The organism is Massilia terrae (assembly GCF_024753145.1).
GTDB classification, from domain to species: Bacteria; Pseudomonadota; Gammaproteobacteria; order Burkholderiales; family Burkholderiaceae_D; genus Telluria; species Telluria terrae.
This window is the reverse complement of sequence record NZ_JANUGU010000004.1, coordinates 228,812-244,889: the sequence shown is the minus strand read 5'-3', so window position 1 is coordinate 244,889 and position 16,078 is coordinate 228,812. Positions and strand designations below refer to the sequence as shown.

Sequence of the window (16,078 nt, the reverse complement as noted above, 5' to 3'; positions counted from 1 at the left end):
TCAGGCCATCGCCTTGTGGCGCGACAGGCGCTCCAGGAACCACGACAGGCCAACTGCCGCCACCGTCAGGCCGATGATCAGCGCGATCCAGAATCCGGTGGCTTCCATCGGCACGCGTGGCGCGAACGGCACCCATTGCGGGGCCAGCCCCAGCACGCAGCCGAGCGGCAGCGCGAACACCCAGAACGCCACCATGTGGATCAGCATCGGAGGGCGCGTGACCTTATAGCCGCGGATCGCCGAGGCCGCCGCGACCTGGGTCGAGTCGGACAGCTGGAACAGCGCCGCGAACAGCAGCAGCTTGACCGTGGTGGCCTGCACCGCCAGGTCTGACGTGTAGGCACGTGCAATATCCCAGCGGAAGATCGCGATGAAGGCGGCGGAGAAGAAGCCGAAGGCCAGGCACAGGCCGACGCCGACGTGGGCCACGAAGCGCGCGCGCTGCGGATTGCCTTCGCCCATCGCCTGGCCGACGCGGGTCAGCACGCCGATGCCGAAGCTGAGCGGCACCATGAACACGAGCGAGGTGAAGTTGAGCGCGATCTGGTGCGCCGACACCTGGACCACGCCGAAGCGCGCCACCAGCAAGCTGATCAGGCCGAAGGCGCTGACCTCGGCGAAGTAGGTGACGCCGATCGGCAGCCCGAGCTTGAACATGGCGCGGATTTCCGGCCAATCCGGGCCGTCCCATTGCGAGAAGGGAAAGGTCGAGCGATAGACCGGCGACGTGCGGACCCACCACACCATCGCGGCCAGCATCAGCCACATGCCGACCGCGGTCGACACCGCGCAGCCGACCGCGCCGAGCTTTGGCAAGCCGAAGTGGCCGAACACCAGCAGGTAGTTGAGCACGATGTTGAACAGCAGGCCGCCAATGGCGATCATCATCACCGGCTTGGTCTGGTTGATGCTGGTCGTGTAGCCGTACAGCGCGCGGTAGCAGGCGAAGGCAGGCATGCCGGCGCTGATCACGTGCAGGAAAGTGGCGGCGCGGTCGGCCACGTCCTGTTCCAGGCCGATGTGGTCGAACAGCAGGGTGCACAGGTTGGCCAGCAGGCAGGCGATGATGCCGACCAGCGCGCCTTTCCACAGGCTGGAGCGGACCGAGTGCGGGATCTTGTCATGGCGCGCGGCGCCGATCTCGTGCGCGACCACGGTGTTAATCGCCATCATCGTGCCCATCACGGTCACCAGCACGATCGACCACACCGAGGCGCCGAGCGACACGGCGGCCAGTTCGGCGGCGCTGACGTGGCCGGTCATCGCCACGTCCGCCACGCCCATGCCGACCGTGGCCACCTGGCCGACCAGCATCGGCCAGGACAGGCGCCACAGGGTGGCAATCTCGGTGCGGATCGGGGTGGGGGATGGGGTCAGGGCGGTGCTGGACGACATGGGCCGGGTGGAGTGGGGAAACCGGTCATTTTAGCGGTATTGATAAGGTTGATGTTAGCGGTGTGCTAGCAAAATGGGGTTCCCGCGTGCGGCGGAACGACGGTCTATAGCGCTCGCGCTACCACTGAGATTTCGTCGTGCCCGGCACTGCCGGGCCCGACTTCCCGCGCAGGCGGGCACCCCATTTCGCTTGATCGGCCGCTAGCGCCCGCCAGAATCGCGCGCCGGCACCGTCCGCAGATACGCATGCAAGGCCCGCAGCTCGGTTTCGTTCATCTTGCCCAGCGACCCAAACGGCATCACCGCGCTGATCACCTCGCCATCCGGCCGATGCCCGCTGCGCATCATCGCAATGAACAGCTCCGGCGTCGGATACCGCGCCATCGCGCTGCCCTTGCCAGGCGTCAGGTTCGCGGCCGCGGGCCAGGTCGGCGCGCCGCCCGGAATTTTGCCGCCGGACAGTTGCGGCCCATGGCAGCCGATGCAGGTGTTGGCCACATACGCGCCATACGCCACGCTGGCTTCCTGCGGCAGGGCCTGCGGCGGTGGCAGCTGGTGGTCGATCTGTTCGGCCGAGTCCTTGATCACGTCGAAACCGTACAGCACCGTGACCGGCATCGGCACCTCGATCCGCGCCTTTTCGCCCGCCACCGCCGGCATCCGCTGCAGATAGGAGACCAGCGCCGCCATGTCCTCGTCGCTCATCCGGTTGTAGTCGGCGCTCGGCATGATGAGCACCGGCCGCCCGTCGGGCTTGACGCCGTGGCGCACCGTGCGCACCCAGTCTTCGACGGTGTAGTGCCCGGTCACGCCATTGGCGCCGCCGGTGAGGTTGGGCGCCACCACGAACATGCCGCCGTCGCGAATGACGACCTTGCCGGCGCCCTTGCCGCCGTGGCATTCGGCGCAGCCGCGCGTGGCGTACAGGTAGCGGCCCTGTTCGATGCGCGAGGCATCCGGCGCCACCGTCAGCGGCGGCATGGTGAAGGCCACTTGCCGCATCATCTTGCGCTCGCCCAGCACCTTGCCGGCGACGGTCATCACGATGCCCAGCAAGACCAACCCAAGCAGCAAGATGCTGGTGCGTTTCACCCATTTGTTCATCTTGATTTCTCCGTCGTGGACGACATCTCGATGTTACAAATTTAGCACTGCTTGCCTGTTGAGCGAAACTGAAAGTCGGTCTGGACGCATTTTTGGTAGCTGGGCAGCAACACCATGTGCTCAGGAGTACAGTTCGGCGCTTGCAAGGGCGAGCCCGTCGGCGCCATGGCCGCCTGCGACGAGCACCATGCCGTTGGGCAGGGCGGTGGCGGTGTGGTTGTAGCGTGCGACCGCCATCGGCGGGCCGGCCTGCACCGAGTTCGGCATCAGCGCGACCAGCTCGGTGCTGGCGAGGGCGACCTGCGGCTTGGCCGGGTCGCCGGATGGATCGTCGATGGCGCCGCCGGTCAGCAGCGCGCGCCCGTCCGCCAGCGTCGCCCCGGCCAGCCCGCTGCGCGCCACCGTCATCGGCGCGAGCGCGTTGATGGCGATGCCGCCGACCGCAATCGCGGTGACCGAGGCCAGCGCCGAAAAATTCGGCAGGAGTGCGCCGCCGGCGACGAGGTAATCGCTGTCGGCCAGCTTGACCAGCGCCGGGTTCATCCGGGTGGCCGGGTCGGACGCGCGCGGCGCCAGGGCGGCCGCGCTGCGGCCCGGAATGTCGTACTGCTCGGGCGGCGCGTTGCCGCCGCCAGTCGTCGCGCCACCGTACAGCATGACGGCGCTGTCCGTCACCTTCACCGCCACGTGCCCGTAGCGCTTGAATGCCAGGCGCGCCGGCAGTCGCGTGAACTGGTCGGTGGCCGGATCGAACAGGTCCATGGTGTCGCTGTTGGCGTTGGCGCCGCTGGTGCGGCCGCCGGCGATCAGCACCTTGCCATCGGGCAGAAGGGTCGCGCTATGCTGCCAGCGGTTGTCGATCGGCTGGCCAGCGGTGGCGCGCGAGGTGCCGGTGCGCGGATCGAAGCGTTCGGCCAGCGGCGTGCCCGAGGTCGAGCGCGAACCGCCGACCACCAGGACGGTGCCATCGCCCAGCACGGTGGCCGTGTGTTCCGTCCTTCCGGTGCTGAGCTCGCCAATGGAGGAGAAGGCGCGGGTTTGCCAGTTGAAGGCGATGACCGAGGCCGGCGACGCGACGCCATTGCCTTCGCCGCCGATCAGGAGCACGCGGCCATCGGCCAGCAAGACCGCCTGGTGCATGGCGCGCGCGACGCCCATGGACAGGGTGGTGAAGGTGTGGCGATAGGCGACCGGCACGAGGATGTCCTGCTTGACCTCGACGGTCCCCGACGTGACGATAAGCTTGTAGGTGCTGGCCTTGGTGAGCGGGCCGATGGTCACGTCGGCACTATTCGTCACCGCGATCGCGCCCGGTTCCAGCCGAGCGCTGGTGCCGGTGAAGCGCACCGTGATGTTGGCCGAGTCGCCGACGAAGTAACCGGGCTTGTCCATGACCACGCTGTCGATCTTGGCGGCGACCGGATTGGGGCTGGGCGAGGAAGATGCGCCGCCACCGCCGCAGGCCGTCAGGCAGGCGGGTAGTCCAGCGGCGCCGAGGAGCAGGGTGCGGCGTTTCATGTTGTAGGATCATGGAGGTTGGGGAAACGACGAGTCTATGTAAATACGGCGCTGCTTGCTGTATTCGTTTGTCAGCGAACGCAAGGAAATGTCTTTATTTGTCAATCACTTGCCGAAGGGTGCGCTGCAAGGGGCAATGCAGGGTTACGATGACGAAAACCGCTTTCGGGAGATCGCGTGGAATACAAGGACTATTACCAGATCCTCGGCCTTGAACGGAGCGCCAGCGCCGACGAGATCAAGGCTGCGTACCGCAAGCTGGTGCGCAAGTACCATCCCGACGTCAGCAAGCACAAGGACGCCGACGAGAAGACCAAGGAAATCAACGAGGCCTACGGGGTGCTGGGCGATGCGGAAAAGCGCGCCGCCTACGACGAGCTCGGGCGCGGCTACCAGCAGGGGCAGCAGTTCCGCCCGCCGCCGGACTGGGGCGAGCAGCACGCCTACGCGGGCGCCGATGCCGAGGACCTGTTCGCCGACCTGTTCGCGCACATGGGACGCGGCCGGCGCGGCGCACGCGGTGGTGGCGGCGGGCACGCCTTCCAGATGCCCGGCGAGGACATCCACGCCGCGATCGCAATCGACCTGCGCGACGCCTACACCGGCACCGCGCGCCAGGTGGCGATGCGGGTGCCCCAGCACGACGAGCAGGGCCGCGTGCACATGCAGGAAAAGACCCTGAGCGTGAACATCCCGAAAGGCGTGACGCCGGGCCAGCAGCTGCGGCTGGCAGGGCAGGGCCATCCCGGCATCGGCGGCGGGCCGCCGGGCGACCTGTATCTCGAAATCCAGTTCAACCCCGACCCGCGTTTCCGGGTCGACGGATCGCAGGTGTACCAGAACGTGCCGGTGACGCCGTGGGAGGCGGCGCTCGGCGCCGGCATCGCGGTGCAGACGCCGTCGGGGCAGGTGGAGGTGACGGTGCCGTCCGGTTCGCAAGCCGGCCGCAAGCTGCGCCTGAAAGGACGCGGCATTCCGGCCAGCACGCCGGGCGACCTGTACCTGATCCTGGAAGTGGTGCTGCCGCCGGCGGACAGCGAACGTGCGCGCGAACTGTACCAGCAAATGGCGCGCGACCTGGCCTTCAATCCGCGCTAGGAGACGAACAGCGATGCAAGCAAACCAAGCAATCAGCGGGGTGCTGCTGGACGAGGTGGCCCTGAACCTGGACGAGCTGGCGCGCGCCGCCGGCGTCGAGCCGGAGTGGGTGGTGCGCCACGTGCAGGCCGGCACGCTCAACGGCGACGTCACGGTGCAGGTGACGAGCTGGCGCTTTCACAGCCGCGACCTCGACCGCGCGCGGCGCATGGTGCGCATCGAGCGCGACTTCGACGCCAACGAACAGCTGGCCGCGCTGGTGATCGACCTGGGCGACGAGATCCGCCGCCTGCGCGGCCGATTGCACGTGCTCGGCGGCGAATAAGCGCTCAACACAGGGCTTTCCGCGGCTTTTCTTGCCGCACACAAAACTATGTGTGATATCGTTATCCGATTGTGCACACATAGGATGCCTTCATGACGACGCGTTTTCCGATTCCGCCAAGCCCGACGACGACAGCACGCACGCAGGTGGCGGCATGAGGCGCCGTGATTTCCTGGCCGGCGCGGCGCTCGCCTGCGCCGGCAACGGATGGGGAATGGCGTACGCGCCGGCCGCGGTGGCGCCGCCTGCGCCTTGGGGCGCGACGCCGAATGCACGCCAGCTGCGCTGGCACGCGCTGCAGGCCTGCGCCTTCGTCCACTTCGGCATGAACACGATGACCGGGCGCGAGTGGGGCGACGGCAGCGACCCGGCCTCCACCTTCAATCCGTCAGGATTCGATGCCGACCAGATTGCCGCCTGCGCGCGCGATGCCGGCTTGCGCGGCCTGATCTTCACGGCCAAGCACCACGATGGCTTTTGCCTATGGCCCAGTGCCTACACGGATTACAGCATCCGCAACAGCCCGTTCCGGGACGGCAAGGCGGACCTGGTGCGCGAGATGTCCGATGCGTGCCGCCGGCATGGCCTGGCCTTCGGCGTCTACCTGTCGCCGTGGGACCGCCACCATGCGGAATATGGGCGTCCGGCCTACATCGAGTATTACCGCAATCAGTTGCGCGAGCTGCTCACTTCGTATGGCGAGATCTTCGAAATGTGGTTCGACGGCGCCAACGGCGGCGACGGCTGGTACGGCGGCGCGCGCGAGCGGCGCCAGATCGATGCGTCGCGCTATTACGACTGGCCGACGACCTGGAACCTGGTCCACGAGCTGCAGCCGCAGGCAGCTGTGTGGGGCTCGTCGGGGTCGGAGCTGCGCTGGGTCGGCAACGAGAAGGGATTTGCCGGCGATCCGTGCTGGGCGACCATGGATACCGGGACGTACTCGGAAGAGAAGAACATGCATGGCGTGCGTAACGGCGCGGTCTGGCGCCCGGCCGAAGCGGACGTCTCGATCCGGCCGGGCTGGTTCTGGAAAGCGCGCGAGGACAGCGAGGTCAAGACGCCCGCCGCCTTGCTGAAGATTTACCTGGAGTCGGTGGGCCGGGGCGCCGGGCTGCTGCTGAACATTCCACCCGATAGCAGCGGCCGGGTGCCGGAGCGGGATGCGGCCAGCCTGCGTACCTGGGGCGCATTGCTGCGCCAGACTTTCGCCGCCAACCTGGCGCGCGGCGCGAGGGTAAGCGCCAGCAGCGAATATCCGGGCTGCGGCGCGGCACAGCTGCTATCGGAGCAGGATGGCTACTGGTGCGCCGGCGAGGGTGCGACCGCTTCCAGCGTCGAACTGGCGCTGGCGGATGAACAGCGCTTCGACCTGGTCCGGCTGCGCGAATACCTGCCGCTCGGGCAGCGGGTCGGTGCGATTGCCGTCGACGCGTGGCAGGACGGCGGATGGCGTGAGGTCGCGCAGGCGCCGTCGGTGGGCAGCGAGCGTTTGCTACGGCTGGTGTCTCCGGTGCGCACAAGCCGCGTACGCCTGCGCGTGCTGGACGCTGCGGCCAGTCCCGCCTTGTGTGCCTTCGGCCTGTTCCTGCTGCCGCCGGCTGAAGCGTGGGAAGGCGCGGCCGGTGGCGCGCTGGCAGCGCGGACGCCGGCGCCACGGCTTCGCATCGACAGTGCCAGTTCGCCCGGCGCCGACAAGCTGCTGGACGGCGATCCGGACACGCTGTGGCTGGGGCGCGGCGCGCAGCCGCAGGTCACCCTGGCATTGGAAGAAGAGATGCGGCTGGCCGCCATCACGCTGTTGCCGGCCCGGCGCCTGCCGGCGGGCGCGGGCCATCCCTTGCGCTGCGTGGTGGAGGTCAGCGTCGACGGCCGGCACTGGGACAACGCCGCCGACACTGAGCTGGCCAACATCGCGGCCAACCCGATCGAGCAATACTTGTCCTTCGATCGCCCGCGCGCGGCGCGTTACGTGCGCGTGCGGATTTCCCGCAGCAGCGGCGATGCGACAGCGATTGCCGCGATCGGGGCGGTCGCCGCGTTGCCCTGAGCATGTCGGGCCCCACCGCGCATTGCCGTTGACCCGGCCGTGCGCGGCGGCGCAGGCTGGCAGCGCGCGGCCGCGGCCTCGTCCGCGCGCGATCAAGATGATGGCGGCACCAGCGACTCGCGGCCGCTGGCGCTGGCCTTTCAATGATAGGTCACATACAGCACCGGGCGGTTGGCGGCTGTAGCCTCGCGCGATCCGTAGTCGGTCCAGCCGGTGCTGCCGACGTTGGTCGGCGAATCGACCTTCAGCGGCAGCAGCTGGTCGCCCGCCATCGCATTGTTGAATGCCGCGGTCACGTCCAGCATCAGCGCCTGGCCCGCCGCGCCGACCGTCCAGCTGCCGAGCACCGAGGACACGGCGGGCATGGTGTTCCAGGTGAGCCCCGTTTCGGTCCAGCTGTCCGACGCCAGCAGCGACACACGGTTGGTGAAGCTGTTGGCCGCGCCGGCGCTGGTTGGCATCATCGCGAAGGTGGCGCCGACCAGCGTGCCCGGCACCGTGGGCAGGCTGAACTTCAGCGCGGCCTGCCGTGCGTAGCCGACCGCATCGTTCTTGACCACCAGCGTGTTCGAGGTGCCGAAGTTGGTGTTGGCGTAGCTGCCGTCCTGCACATAGGTGTCGGCGATCGGGTTCACCGCGATGGTCGTCGCTTCCGCCAGTTTCACGCTGTAGCTGTGCCCGAGAGAGCCATTGACGTTGACGGTCAGCTTGATGGTCGGATACAGCTGGGTCACCGTCACGGCCGGATCGTTGGAGATGACTTGCCACGCGCTACGGTTCAGCTCCAGCGCGATGGTGCCGGTGTTGGCCTGGGTCGGGTCGGACACGCCGATGTGCAGCTCGGTTCCGGTATCGCGCACCGTGACCGAGGCCTTGTGGTTGCTGGTCAGGTAGGCGCCGTTCGCATCGCTGACGGTCTTCGAGATGTCGTTCCAGAAATTGACGCCGGTGACCCCGGCCGCGCTGTCCCGCGCCGCCTGGGCATCCGTGCTGTTCTCGAGGATTGTCACGGTCGGGGTGGCCGCGAACGAGGCCATGCCCGATGCCGTGTAATTCGGCAGGATCACGTAGGCGTACGAGGCATTGGCCGGGCCGGCGCCGTGCTGCAGGGACAGGCTCAGGTAGTTGTTGGTGACGGTGGTGCTTGGCCCGCCCGTGTTGATCTGCTGCCAGGTGCCGCTGCGGGTTTCGCGCAGTCCCGCCAGGTTGACGGCCGACGGGAACCAGTAGCCGATGTCGGCGCCGCTGACGCTGCCGGCCAGATGGGCCCACTGCACGCTGGTGGTGGTGGCCGACCAGCCGATCGTGGTGGGCATCGATAGCCCGTTGATGGTCAGCGCGTTGTCGCCCGCGGCGTTCAGCTTGCGGTTCTCGACGATGGTCTCGACACTGCGGCCATCGGTGTTGCTGATGCCTGCGCCGAGCGCGATGATCTTGTCGCCGAACAGGAACCACGACTTCTTGCCCTGCAGCGTAGTGCCGGTGACCGGGGTCATCGAGAACTGCATCCCCGCCGTGGCGTGCAGGTTGTCGATTTCCGATCCGCCGGCCCAGTTATAGGTGTTCAGGTAGCTGCCGAAGTTCTTCGGCGTGCCGCTGCCCGAGCCGTCGGTGGTGGTGCCGGGCAGGCGGTGCAGGTCGACCGTGGGCCAGTAACCGGCCGAGTACTGGGTGAGGTCGCTGTTGTACACATTGGTCATGCCGATGCCGGTCCACCAGCCCAGCAGGTTCTCGCCGTTGCCGTACTCGAAGGCCGAGATGCGGTTCGAGAACATCGACACCACGCTTGAGTAGCCGGCGTAGCTGTGCAGGGCGCGGGCCATGCCGCTGAACACGTGGGTCTGGATCTGCTCGGGATCGGGAGTGACGGTGCTGTCGCTCAGGATCGCCTTCAGGTTGCTGATGTCGTACACGGACATGCCCGAAAAATAGTTCGAGTACGTGGTGTCGCTCTGCATCCAGTGCTTGACCGTGCTCTTGATCGCGGCGGCAGTCGTAGCCGGGGCGCCCTGCGCCAGGCGGCCCAGCGACACCGCCAGCGAGCGGCCGGCGTCGTGGTCCGACGAGTTGTAGCGCGAGATCGCCCGGCCGCGCACCGCGTCCATCATCGCGCCCTGGTACACCAGCGGCTTGTAGCCGTTCGCGTACCAGTCGTACACATTGTTCGCGTTCGGATCCGTCACCGCCCAGCTGGAACCGCTCAGCAGGTAGTACAGGCGCGCGACGTCCGACATCTGCACCAGCCCGTAGCTGCCCGTGTAGGCAATGTTGGTGTGTTGGATGAAGGAATCGTCCGTGTAGAAGCCGTCGCCGCTGCTGACGTACAGGAGCGTCTGGCTGATGGCGTCGCGGCCCTGGCCGATCTTGGCCGAGGATTTGCCGATCACCCCGCGCACGGCCACGACGGACGCCTTGTCCAGCCGGTTCGCGCCGGTCTCGACAATGGTGGTGCCGGTGCGCAGCGTGGGGTCAGGCACGTAGTAGTCGATCGCGGCGATATAGTTGTTCAACTGCGTCGAGCCCAGCTGGTCGTACATCAGCACCATCAGGTCGTTCAGCGCCTGCGGCGAGCCGATTTCCCAATCCCACCAGTTGTCGTACTTGGTGATGCCGCTGCCGTAGTGGTTGGCGTTCATCCAGTCCAGCCCGGAAATGATGGCGGCGGCCAAGGAGGCATTGCCCTGCAGCGAAGAGCCGGCGGTGCCCCACGCCAGCGCCATCGCTTTCAGCCGGTTGTAGGTGTTGGTATTGGTGCTGGACTGGGTCCAGGTGGCCAGGTCGCTCCACAGGTAGGTGCGGCCGCTGGCGGTATTCATCGTGTCCCAGTCGTGTTGGGCTGTGCTGGTCAGCGATGTGACCTGGGCGGCGATGTCAGGATCGGCCGTGTTCACGCCGCTGCCGCCGGTGATCTGTACGCTCCACTTTGCGCGCAGGTTGTCGTATTCGTCGGCAGTGGTGGTGGTGCCAGTCACTGAGAGAAGTTTGGTCGAAGCGGGCTGCTCAGGCGCCACACCGCCGCATGCGCTCAGCGCCACTGCCAACAGCAGCGGCAACCATTGTCTATGCATCATTTTGTCTCCGTTGTGTGAACGTTATCATTTGGTGCACAGGCATATTAGCTCAAGCAGAAGCGCGTTCCTCCATGAAATTTTCAAATGTAAAGCGCGTGCCTTATAGTTCTTGCGGTATCGTTATCATTCGAGGCGCAAAGAAGAGGCCAGCTCGACGCGCGCCGAGCTGGCCTCCTGACTTGCCGCCTGCTTACTGGTTCTGGTTGCGGTTGGCGATCTCGTTGCCGAGCATGCCGCCACCGATGATGCCGGCCACCGTGGCCAGCTTGCGGCCGTTGCCGCTGCCGACCTGGTTACCGACCAGGCCGCCGATCAGCGCGCCGGTGCCCATCGCCACATAGTTCGGCTGGTGCGGCGCCGGTGCGGCCTGGCGCTGCTGGTAGCCGGGGTCGTCATAGCGGGCGACTTGGGTGTGGTGGTGCACGACCTTCTTGTGCACGGCCGGGGCGGGCTCGACCGGGGCCGGCTGCGCGTAGGCGGCGGCGTTCGGCACGGGCGCGGCGGCTGCCACTGCCGGCTGGTAGGGCTGCGCATACGGCTGGCCGTAGGGCTGCGGTGCGGGAGCCGGCACGGCGCCCGGAGCGCCCGGTGCGGCGGAGCCCGGCGCCGCGGCCAGTTGCTGGGCCGGGTTGGCTGCTGCATTCGACTGCGGTTCGGTCGCGCTGTGCGAGCTGGGCAGCAGGCCCGTGATCGCGGCGGTGCCCGCGGCGCAGGCGATGATGACGGAAACTGCGGCTGCGGCCATCAGGGGGTGAATGCGTTTGGCGGTGGTGGTGGTGGTAGTCGCGTCCATGTTTGGCTCCTTGTATGCATGTTGTTCGGTGAGGCAGGGCTAGATTACTGCGAGGCATTCCGGCGAACTAGACGTGTTGCTGTATCAATCGTAATCAGATGTAAGGACGAGCTGCAGGGCAGGGCAGCAAATCCCGCCAAAGTGCCGCCACATTTGTCATAATCGAGCACATTGCCTTGCAGGCATCACCGCACAGGCAGGATTTGATAACGCTACCAAGATTTTTGATGACCAAGACGCCCCCTGCAAAAACCCGTGCCACCGGACGCGCCACGCTTGCCGAGGTCGCCGCCCGTGCCGGCGTCGGCGCCATGACCGCGTCGCGCGCCGTCAACCAGCCCGACAAGGTGTCGCCCGAGCTGCGGGCGCGGGTGGCGCAGGCGGTGGCGGAGCTGGGCTACGTGCCCAACCGCGCCGCGCGCGCGCTGGCCTCGGCACGCTCGAAGGTCATCGTGGTGCTGGTGCCGTCGCTGTCGAACCTCGTCTTTACCGAGGTGCTGTCGGGCATCCAGAAGGCGCTGGAATCGGACGGCTACCAGATCCTGATCGGCAACACGCGCTACGACGACGCGGAAGAAGAAAAGCTGCTCGGCACCTACCTGCAATCGAGCCCGGACGGCATCCTGCTGTCCGGCCTGAAGCACAGCAAACAGGTCGAGCAGATGCTGGCGGCGGCCCACGTGCCGGTGGTGTCGATGATGGACCTGGCAGCTTCGCCGGATGTGTTCTCGGTCGGCTTCTCGCAGGAACTGGCCGGCTACACCATGACCCGCTACCTGCTGGACAAGGGGCGCAAGCGCATCGGCTTCATGGGCGCGCAGGGCGACGAGCGCATGCTCAAGCGCGCGGCCGGCTACCGGCGCGCCATGGAAGAGGCGGGGCTATACGATCCGGCACTGGTGACCATGGTTCCCGATCCCTCGACCATCGCGCTCGGCGCCGAACTGCTGGGGCGGATGCTGGCGGCGGCGCCCGATACCGACGCCATCTTCTGCTGCAACGACGATCTTGCCCACGGCGCCATCTACCAGTGCCAGCGCCGCGCCATTGCGGTGCCGCGGCAGATGGCGATCTGCGGTTTCAATGACCTGCCTGCTTCCGCCTGGATGAATCCTTCCGTCACCACCATCGCCACGCCGCGCTATAAGGTTGGCTTCGAAGCGGCCAGCCTGCTGCGCAAGGTGATCGATGGCGAGTCCCCGCCGGTGCGCCGTATCGACCTCGGCTTTACCCTGATGGCGCGCGAGAGCGCCTGATCCGGCGGCCTTTCCTGGCCGCTTTTCCCTCCTGTTGGTTTCGCTGCGCTGCAGCATCGATAGTCGTTTACAAATCCTGGAATGCGATTAGACTTGCGTTCACTTGGTAGCGCTACCAAGTTCTCAAGGAATCTAATCTCATATGCAACATTCATCAGTTGAACCCGTTCGCTGGGTCGTCATGGGCGTCTGCGGCTGCGGCAAAAGCGAGGTCGGGCGCGAACTTGCGGCCGCGCTGGGGGTGCGTTTCCTGGAAGGGGACGCCTACCACTCGACGGCCAACGTCGCGAAGATGGCGGCAGGCATTGCGCTGACCGACGCCGACCGCGCCGACTGGCTGCAGCGCCTGCAGGAAGAGATCGCTTCTGCCCGGGCCGCCGGCGTGGGCCTGGTGCTGGCCTGCTCGGCGCTGAAGCGGCGCTACCGCGACCTGCTGCGGGCCGGCGATCCCGGCCTGCGCTTCGCCCACCTGAGCGGGCCGCGCGAACTCATCGCCGAACGCATGCAGGCGCGCACCGCGCACTACATGCCGCTTTCCCTGCTCGACAGCCAGCTGCGCGACCTCGAACCGCTCGACGAAACCGAGGCCGGCGTGCTGCTGGACATCAGCAATTCCCCGGCAGTCCTGGCCGACCAGATACGTCGCCACCAGGACCGCTGAACTTTCATCATAATTACAATTCAGGAGACAACATGACATCCCCCACCATCCCGCGGCGCCGCTGGGGCATCGGCGCGCTGCTCGGCGTCGGCGTGCTGATCAATTACATCGACCGCATCGGCCTGTCGGTCGCCGCGCCGCAGATCCAGGATGTATTCAAGCTGACCCCGGTGCAGCTCGGGCTGCTGTTCAGCGCCTTCGCGTGGTCCTACTCGGTGCTGCAGATCCCGGTCGGCATGGTGCTCGACCGCTTTGGCCCGACCAAGGTCGGCCGCTGGGGCGCGCTGCTGTGGGGCATCGCCTCGACCATCACCGCCTTCTCCAGCGGCTTCGCCGGCATTTTCATCGCCCGCGTCCTGCTCGGGGTGGCGGAAGCGCCCGCATTCCCGGTCAGCTCGAAAGCGACCGGCTACTGGTTCCCACGCCGCGAGCGGGCAATGGCCACGGCGCTGTTCGATGCCGCCGCCAAATTTTCCAACGTGATCGGGGTGCCGCTGGTGGCGGTCACCGTGGTCGCCTTCGGCTGGCGCTGGGGCTTCGGGCTGACGGCTTTCCTGAGCTTCCTGTATTTCTTCGCCTTCCTGTTCATCTACCGCGACCCGAGCGCCGATCCGAAGCTGTCGACAGCGGAACACAAGTACATCAAGGATGGCGGCGGCGCGCCGGAAGGCCCGTCGGAGGCGGGCGCGCTGGGCATGCTGGGCTACCTGCTCACCAAGACCAAGGTCTGGGGCCTGACCATCGGCTTCGCCGCCTACGGTTATTCCTTCTACCTGTTCCTGACCTGGCTGCCGGGCTACCTGGTGCAGTCGATGCACATGAGCATCCTGAAGTCGGCCGGCTTCGCGGCCATCCCCTGGGCTTTCGCCACCGCCACCGACCTGTTCGTCGGCGGCTGGCTGATCGACCACCTGATTGCGCGCGGCAAGGATGAGTCCGTGGTGCGCAAGAGCGTGCTGGTGATCGGCATGCTGTTCGGCCTGGCCGTGTTCGGCGCCACCCAGACCACGGATCCGGTCTGGGCCATCTTCTGGATCTCGATCGCGCTGGGCGGCCTGGCCTCGGCGGCGCCGGTCGGCTGGTCGCTGCCGTCCCTGATCGCGCCGAAAGGCGGCGCGGGCACCATCGGCGGCATCATGAATTTCGCGAACAACCTGATGGGCGCGGCTGCCCCGATTATCACCGGCATGATCGTCGGCGCCACCAATTCCTTCACCAATGCCTTCTTCGTCGCGGGCGTCATTCTCGTGGTCGGCATCTTCTGCTTTGTCTTTGTGCTCGGAAAGATCGAGCCGGTTCCCGAACCGGAAGCACAAGCCGAACCTGTCACCGCAATCTGAGAATGGAAAGAAACATTGTGAAGAAAATTGTTATCGCAGCCTCGCTGCTCACCTTTGCCAGCGCAGTTGCACAGGCACAGTCCAACGTCACGTTTTATGGGGTGATGGATCTCGGCGTCTCGTCCGACCACGGCGGCATCGCCGGCACCTCGACCCGCGTCACCAGCGGCATGGCGACCCAGAGCCGCTGGGGTTTCCGCGGCACCGAACAGATCAGTGACGATCTCGCGGCCTTCTTCGTGCTCGAAGGCGGCATCCACGGCGACACCGGCAGCTCGACGCAGGGCAATACGCTGTTCGGGCGCAATACCGCGGTCGGCCTGCGCACGCGGCTGGGTTCGGTATCGGCGGGCTTGCAGGATACGCCGCTGTTCACCACGCTCAACGTCGTCGTCGATCCGCTGCGCAACGGCATCATCCGCTCGAACAACCTGATGTCCTCGACTGGCTTCCGTACTGGCAACTCAGTGCTGTTCCACAGCGCGGATTACCATGGCTGGAGCGGGGACGTGATGTATGTCGCAGGCGAAGTGCCGGGCAACAGCGCGGCCAACCGGGCCTTCGGCGGTTCGTTCGGCTACACCAGCGGGCCGCTGAATGCGCGCATCGCGTTCCATCACAAGAACAACGATACCGCCACGTTGCACGACACCGATCCGGCCCGCAACTGGCTGGCCGGCGCGAACTACGACTTCGGTCCGTTCCGCGCTTATGCGGGCTACCAAGTGAACAAGGGGCTGAACAGCAATCCGCTGCCGAATGGCACGGCCGTGTACGGCGGGCCGACGCCGGTCTCATCGACCGACAGCCGCGCCTTGCTGCTGGCCGCATCGGTGCCGATGGGGGTGAGCACCTGGACGCTCAGCTATGTGCGCCTGGATGACCGCACGACGCGCAAGCAGGACGCGCAGCAGATGGGCCTGGCTTATGCATATGCGTTCTCGAAACGTACCGATGTCTACACCTCGTATGCGCTGATCCGCAACCACAATGGCGCGGCCTACACCGAGGGCAACAGCGAGGAGCCGGGCACCGGCAACCGCCAGTTCACGGCGGGTTTGCGGCACCGCTTCTGATCTGAAAGGTAGGTGACGGGGCGCGGCCGGCCTGCCGCGTCCCGGTCGGCGTGGCGCAGCCGGAGGAGGCGGCGACGAGCGATTGATCGCGCTACGCTATTTCTTTTTCTTCCCGACTTCTCGCCAGTCGGCCTCGCTCATTTCCACGTTAAATTTTTTCGCCGCGCTGCGAATCCGCTTCCACGCCTCGTCCTTTTCCTGGTCCGTCACGCCATCGACCTGGTCGAAGCGGGCGATGGCATTGCGCACGTGGCTGGCGTCTTCCAGCGGTTCCTTGCGTTGCTTCGGGAAAGCGAAATGTTGGGTGGAGATGTCATTGCGGTCTTCCTGATCCAGCTTGCCCATGGGACCTCCTTGCGATTGATGTCAACGGGGAGGGCGCCCATCAGCG

General features: G+C 66.5%; 13 protein-coding genes. 7 read left to right on the top strand and 6 right to left on the bottom strand.

The genetic code is table 11. The features are described 5' to 3' along the window. The 3 genes from NX778_RS14055 to NX778_RS14045 form a co-directional block, all read right to left on the bottom strand. Positions 1-1,395 carry an MATE family efflux transporter gene (locus NX778_RS14055; protein WP_258812375.1) on the bottom strand — a complete coding sequence of 465 codons (1,395 nt, stop codon included), beginning with the start codon at positions 1,393-1,395 and terminating at the stop codon, positions 1-3. Positions 1,396-1,596: 201 nt separating this feature from the next. Next, complete coding sequence (locus NX778_RS14050; protein ID WP_258812374.1) at positions 1,597-2,499, bottom strand: c-type cytochrome; 903 nt, start codon at positions 2,497-2,499, stop codon at positions 1,597-1,599. 120 nt (positions 2,500-2,619) lie between these two features. Continuing rightward, a complete protein-coding gene (locus tag NX778_RS14045) occupies positions 2,620-4,017 on the bottom strand; it encodes a Kelch repeat-containing protein (RefSeq protein WP_258812373.1) in 1,398 nt (465 codons plus the stop codon). Positions 4,018-4,194: 177 nt separating this feature from the next. Between NX778_RS14045 and NX778_RS14040 the strand changes: the two genes are divergently transcribed. From NX778_RS14040 to NX778_RS14030, 3 genes are all read left to right on the top strand, one after another. Then, positions 4,195-5,115: a DnaJ C-terminal domain-containing protein gene (locus NX778_RS14040; protein ID WP_258812372.1), complete on the top strand. Its 921-nt coding sequence runs from the start codon at positions 4,195-4,197 to the stop codon at positions 5,113-5,115. A 13-nt stretch (positions 5,116-5,128) separates the two neighbouring features. Beyond that, entirely contained in the window at positions 5,129-5,440 is a 312-nt protein-coding gene (locus tag NX778_RS14035) for a chaperone modulator CbpM (protein ID WP_258812371.1), read from the top strand. Positions 5,441-5,594: 154 nt separating this feature from the next. After that, a complete protein-coding gene (locus NX778_RS14030; protein WP_258812370.1) occupies positions 5,595-7,490 on the top strand; it encodes an alpha-L-fucosidase in 1,896 nt (631 codons plus the stop codon). 140 nt (positions 7,491-7,630) lie between these two features. Here NX778_RS14030 and NX778_RS14025 read toward each other — a convergent pair whose 3' ends face one another. Both NX778_RS14025 and NX778_RS14020 read right to left on the bottom strand, forming a co-directional pair. After that, entirely contained in the window at positions 7,631-10,561 is a 2,931-nt protein-coding gene (locus NX778_RS14025) for a polysaccharide lyase family 8 super-sandwich domain-containing protein (RefSeq protein ID WP_258812369.1), read from the bottom strand. Between the two features lie 190 nt (positions 10,562-10,751). Continuing rightward, positions 10,752-11,354, bottom strand: coding sequence for a glycine zipper 2TM domain-containing protein (locus NX778_RS14020; protein ID WP_258812368.1), 603 nt, complete (start codon positions 11,352-11,354; stop codon positions 10,752-10,754). Positions 11,355-11,581: 227 nt separating this feature from the next. On the opposite strand from NX778_RS14020, the gene gntR reads away from it, so the two are divergent. From gntR to NX778_RS14000, 4 genes are all read left to right on the top strand, one after another. Beyond that, the gene (gntR, locus tag NX778_RS14015; RefSeq protein WP_258812367.1) at positions 11,582-12,610 is read left to right on the top strand and encodes an HTH-type transcriptional regulator GntR; all 1,029 of its coding nucleotides are present in this window, start codon (positions 11,582-11,584) and stop codon (positions 12,608-12,610) included. Between the two features lie 142 nt (positions 12,611-12,752). Next, on the top strand, positions 12,753-13,271 hold the full coding sequence (locus tag NX778_RS14010) for a gluconokinase (RefSeq protein ID WP_258812366.1): 519 nt from the start codon (positions 12,753-12,755) through the stop codon (positions 13,269-13,271). Positions 13,272-13,303: 32 nt separating this feature from the next. After that, the gene (locus NX778_RS14005) at positions 13,304-14,611 is read left to right on the top strand and encodes an MFS transporter (RefSeq protein ID WP_258812365.1); all 1,308 of its coding nucleotides are present in this window, start codon (positions 13,304-13,306) and stop codon (positions 14,609-14,611) included. Positions 14,612-14,628: 17 nt separating this feature from the next. Further along, positions 14,629-15,687, top strand: a complete 1,059-nt coding sequence (locus tag NX778_RS14000) for a porin (protein ID WP_258812364.1) — start codon at positions 14,629-14,631, stop codon at positions 15,685-15,687. Between the two features lie 96 nt (positions 15,688-15,783). On the opposite strand, the gene NX778_RS13995 is transcribed toward NX778_RS14000, so the two are convergent. Next, entirely contained in the window at positions 15,784-16,032 is a 249-nt protein-coding gene (locus tag NX778_RS13995) for a DUF6582 domain-containing protein (protein WP_258812363.1), read from the bottom strand. Positions 16,033-16,078: the final 46 nt, after the last annotated feature.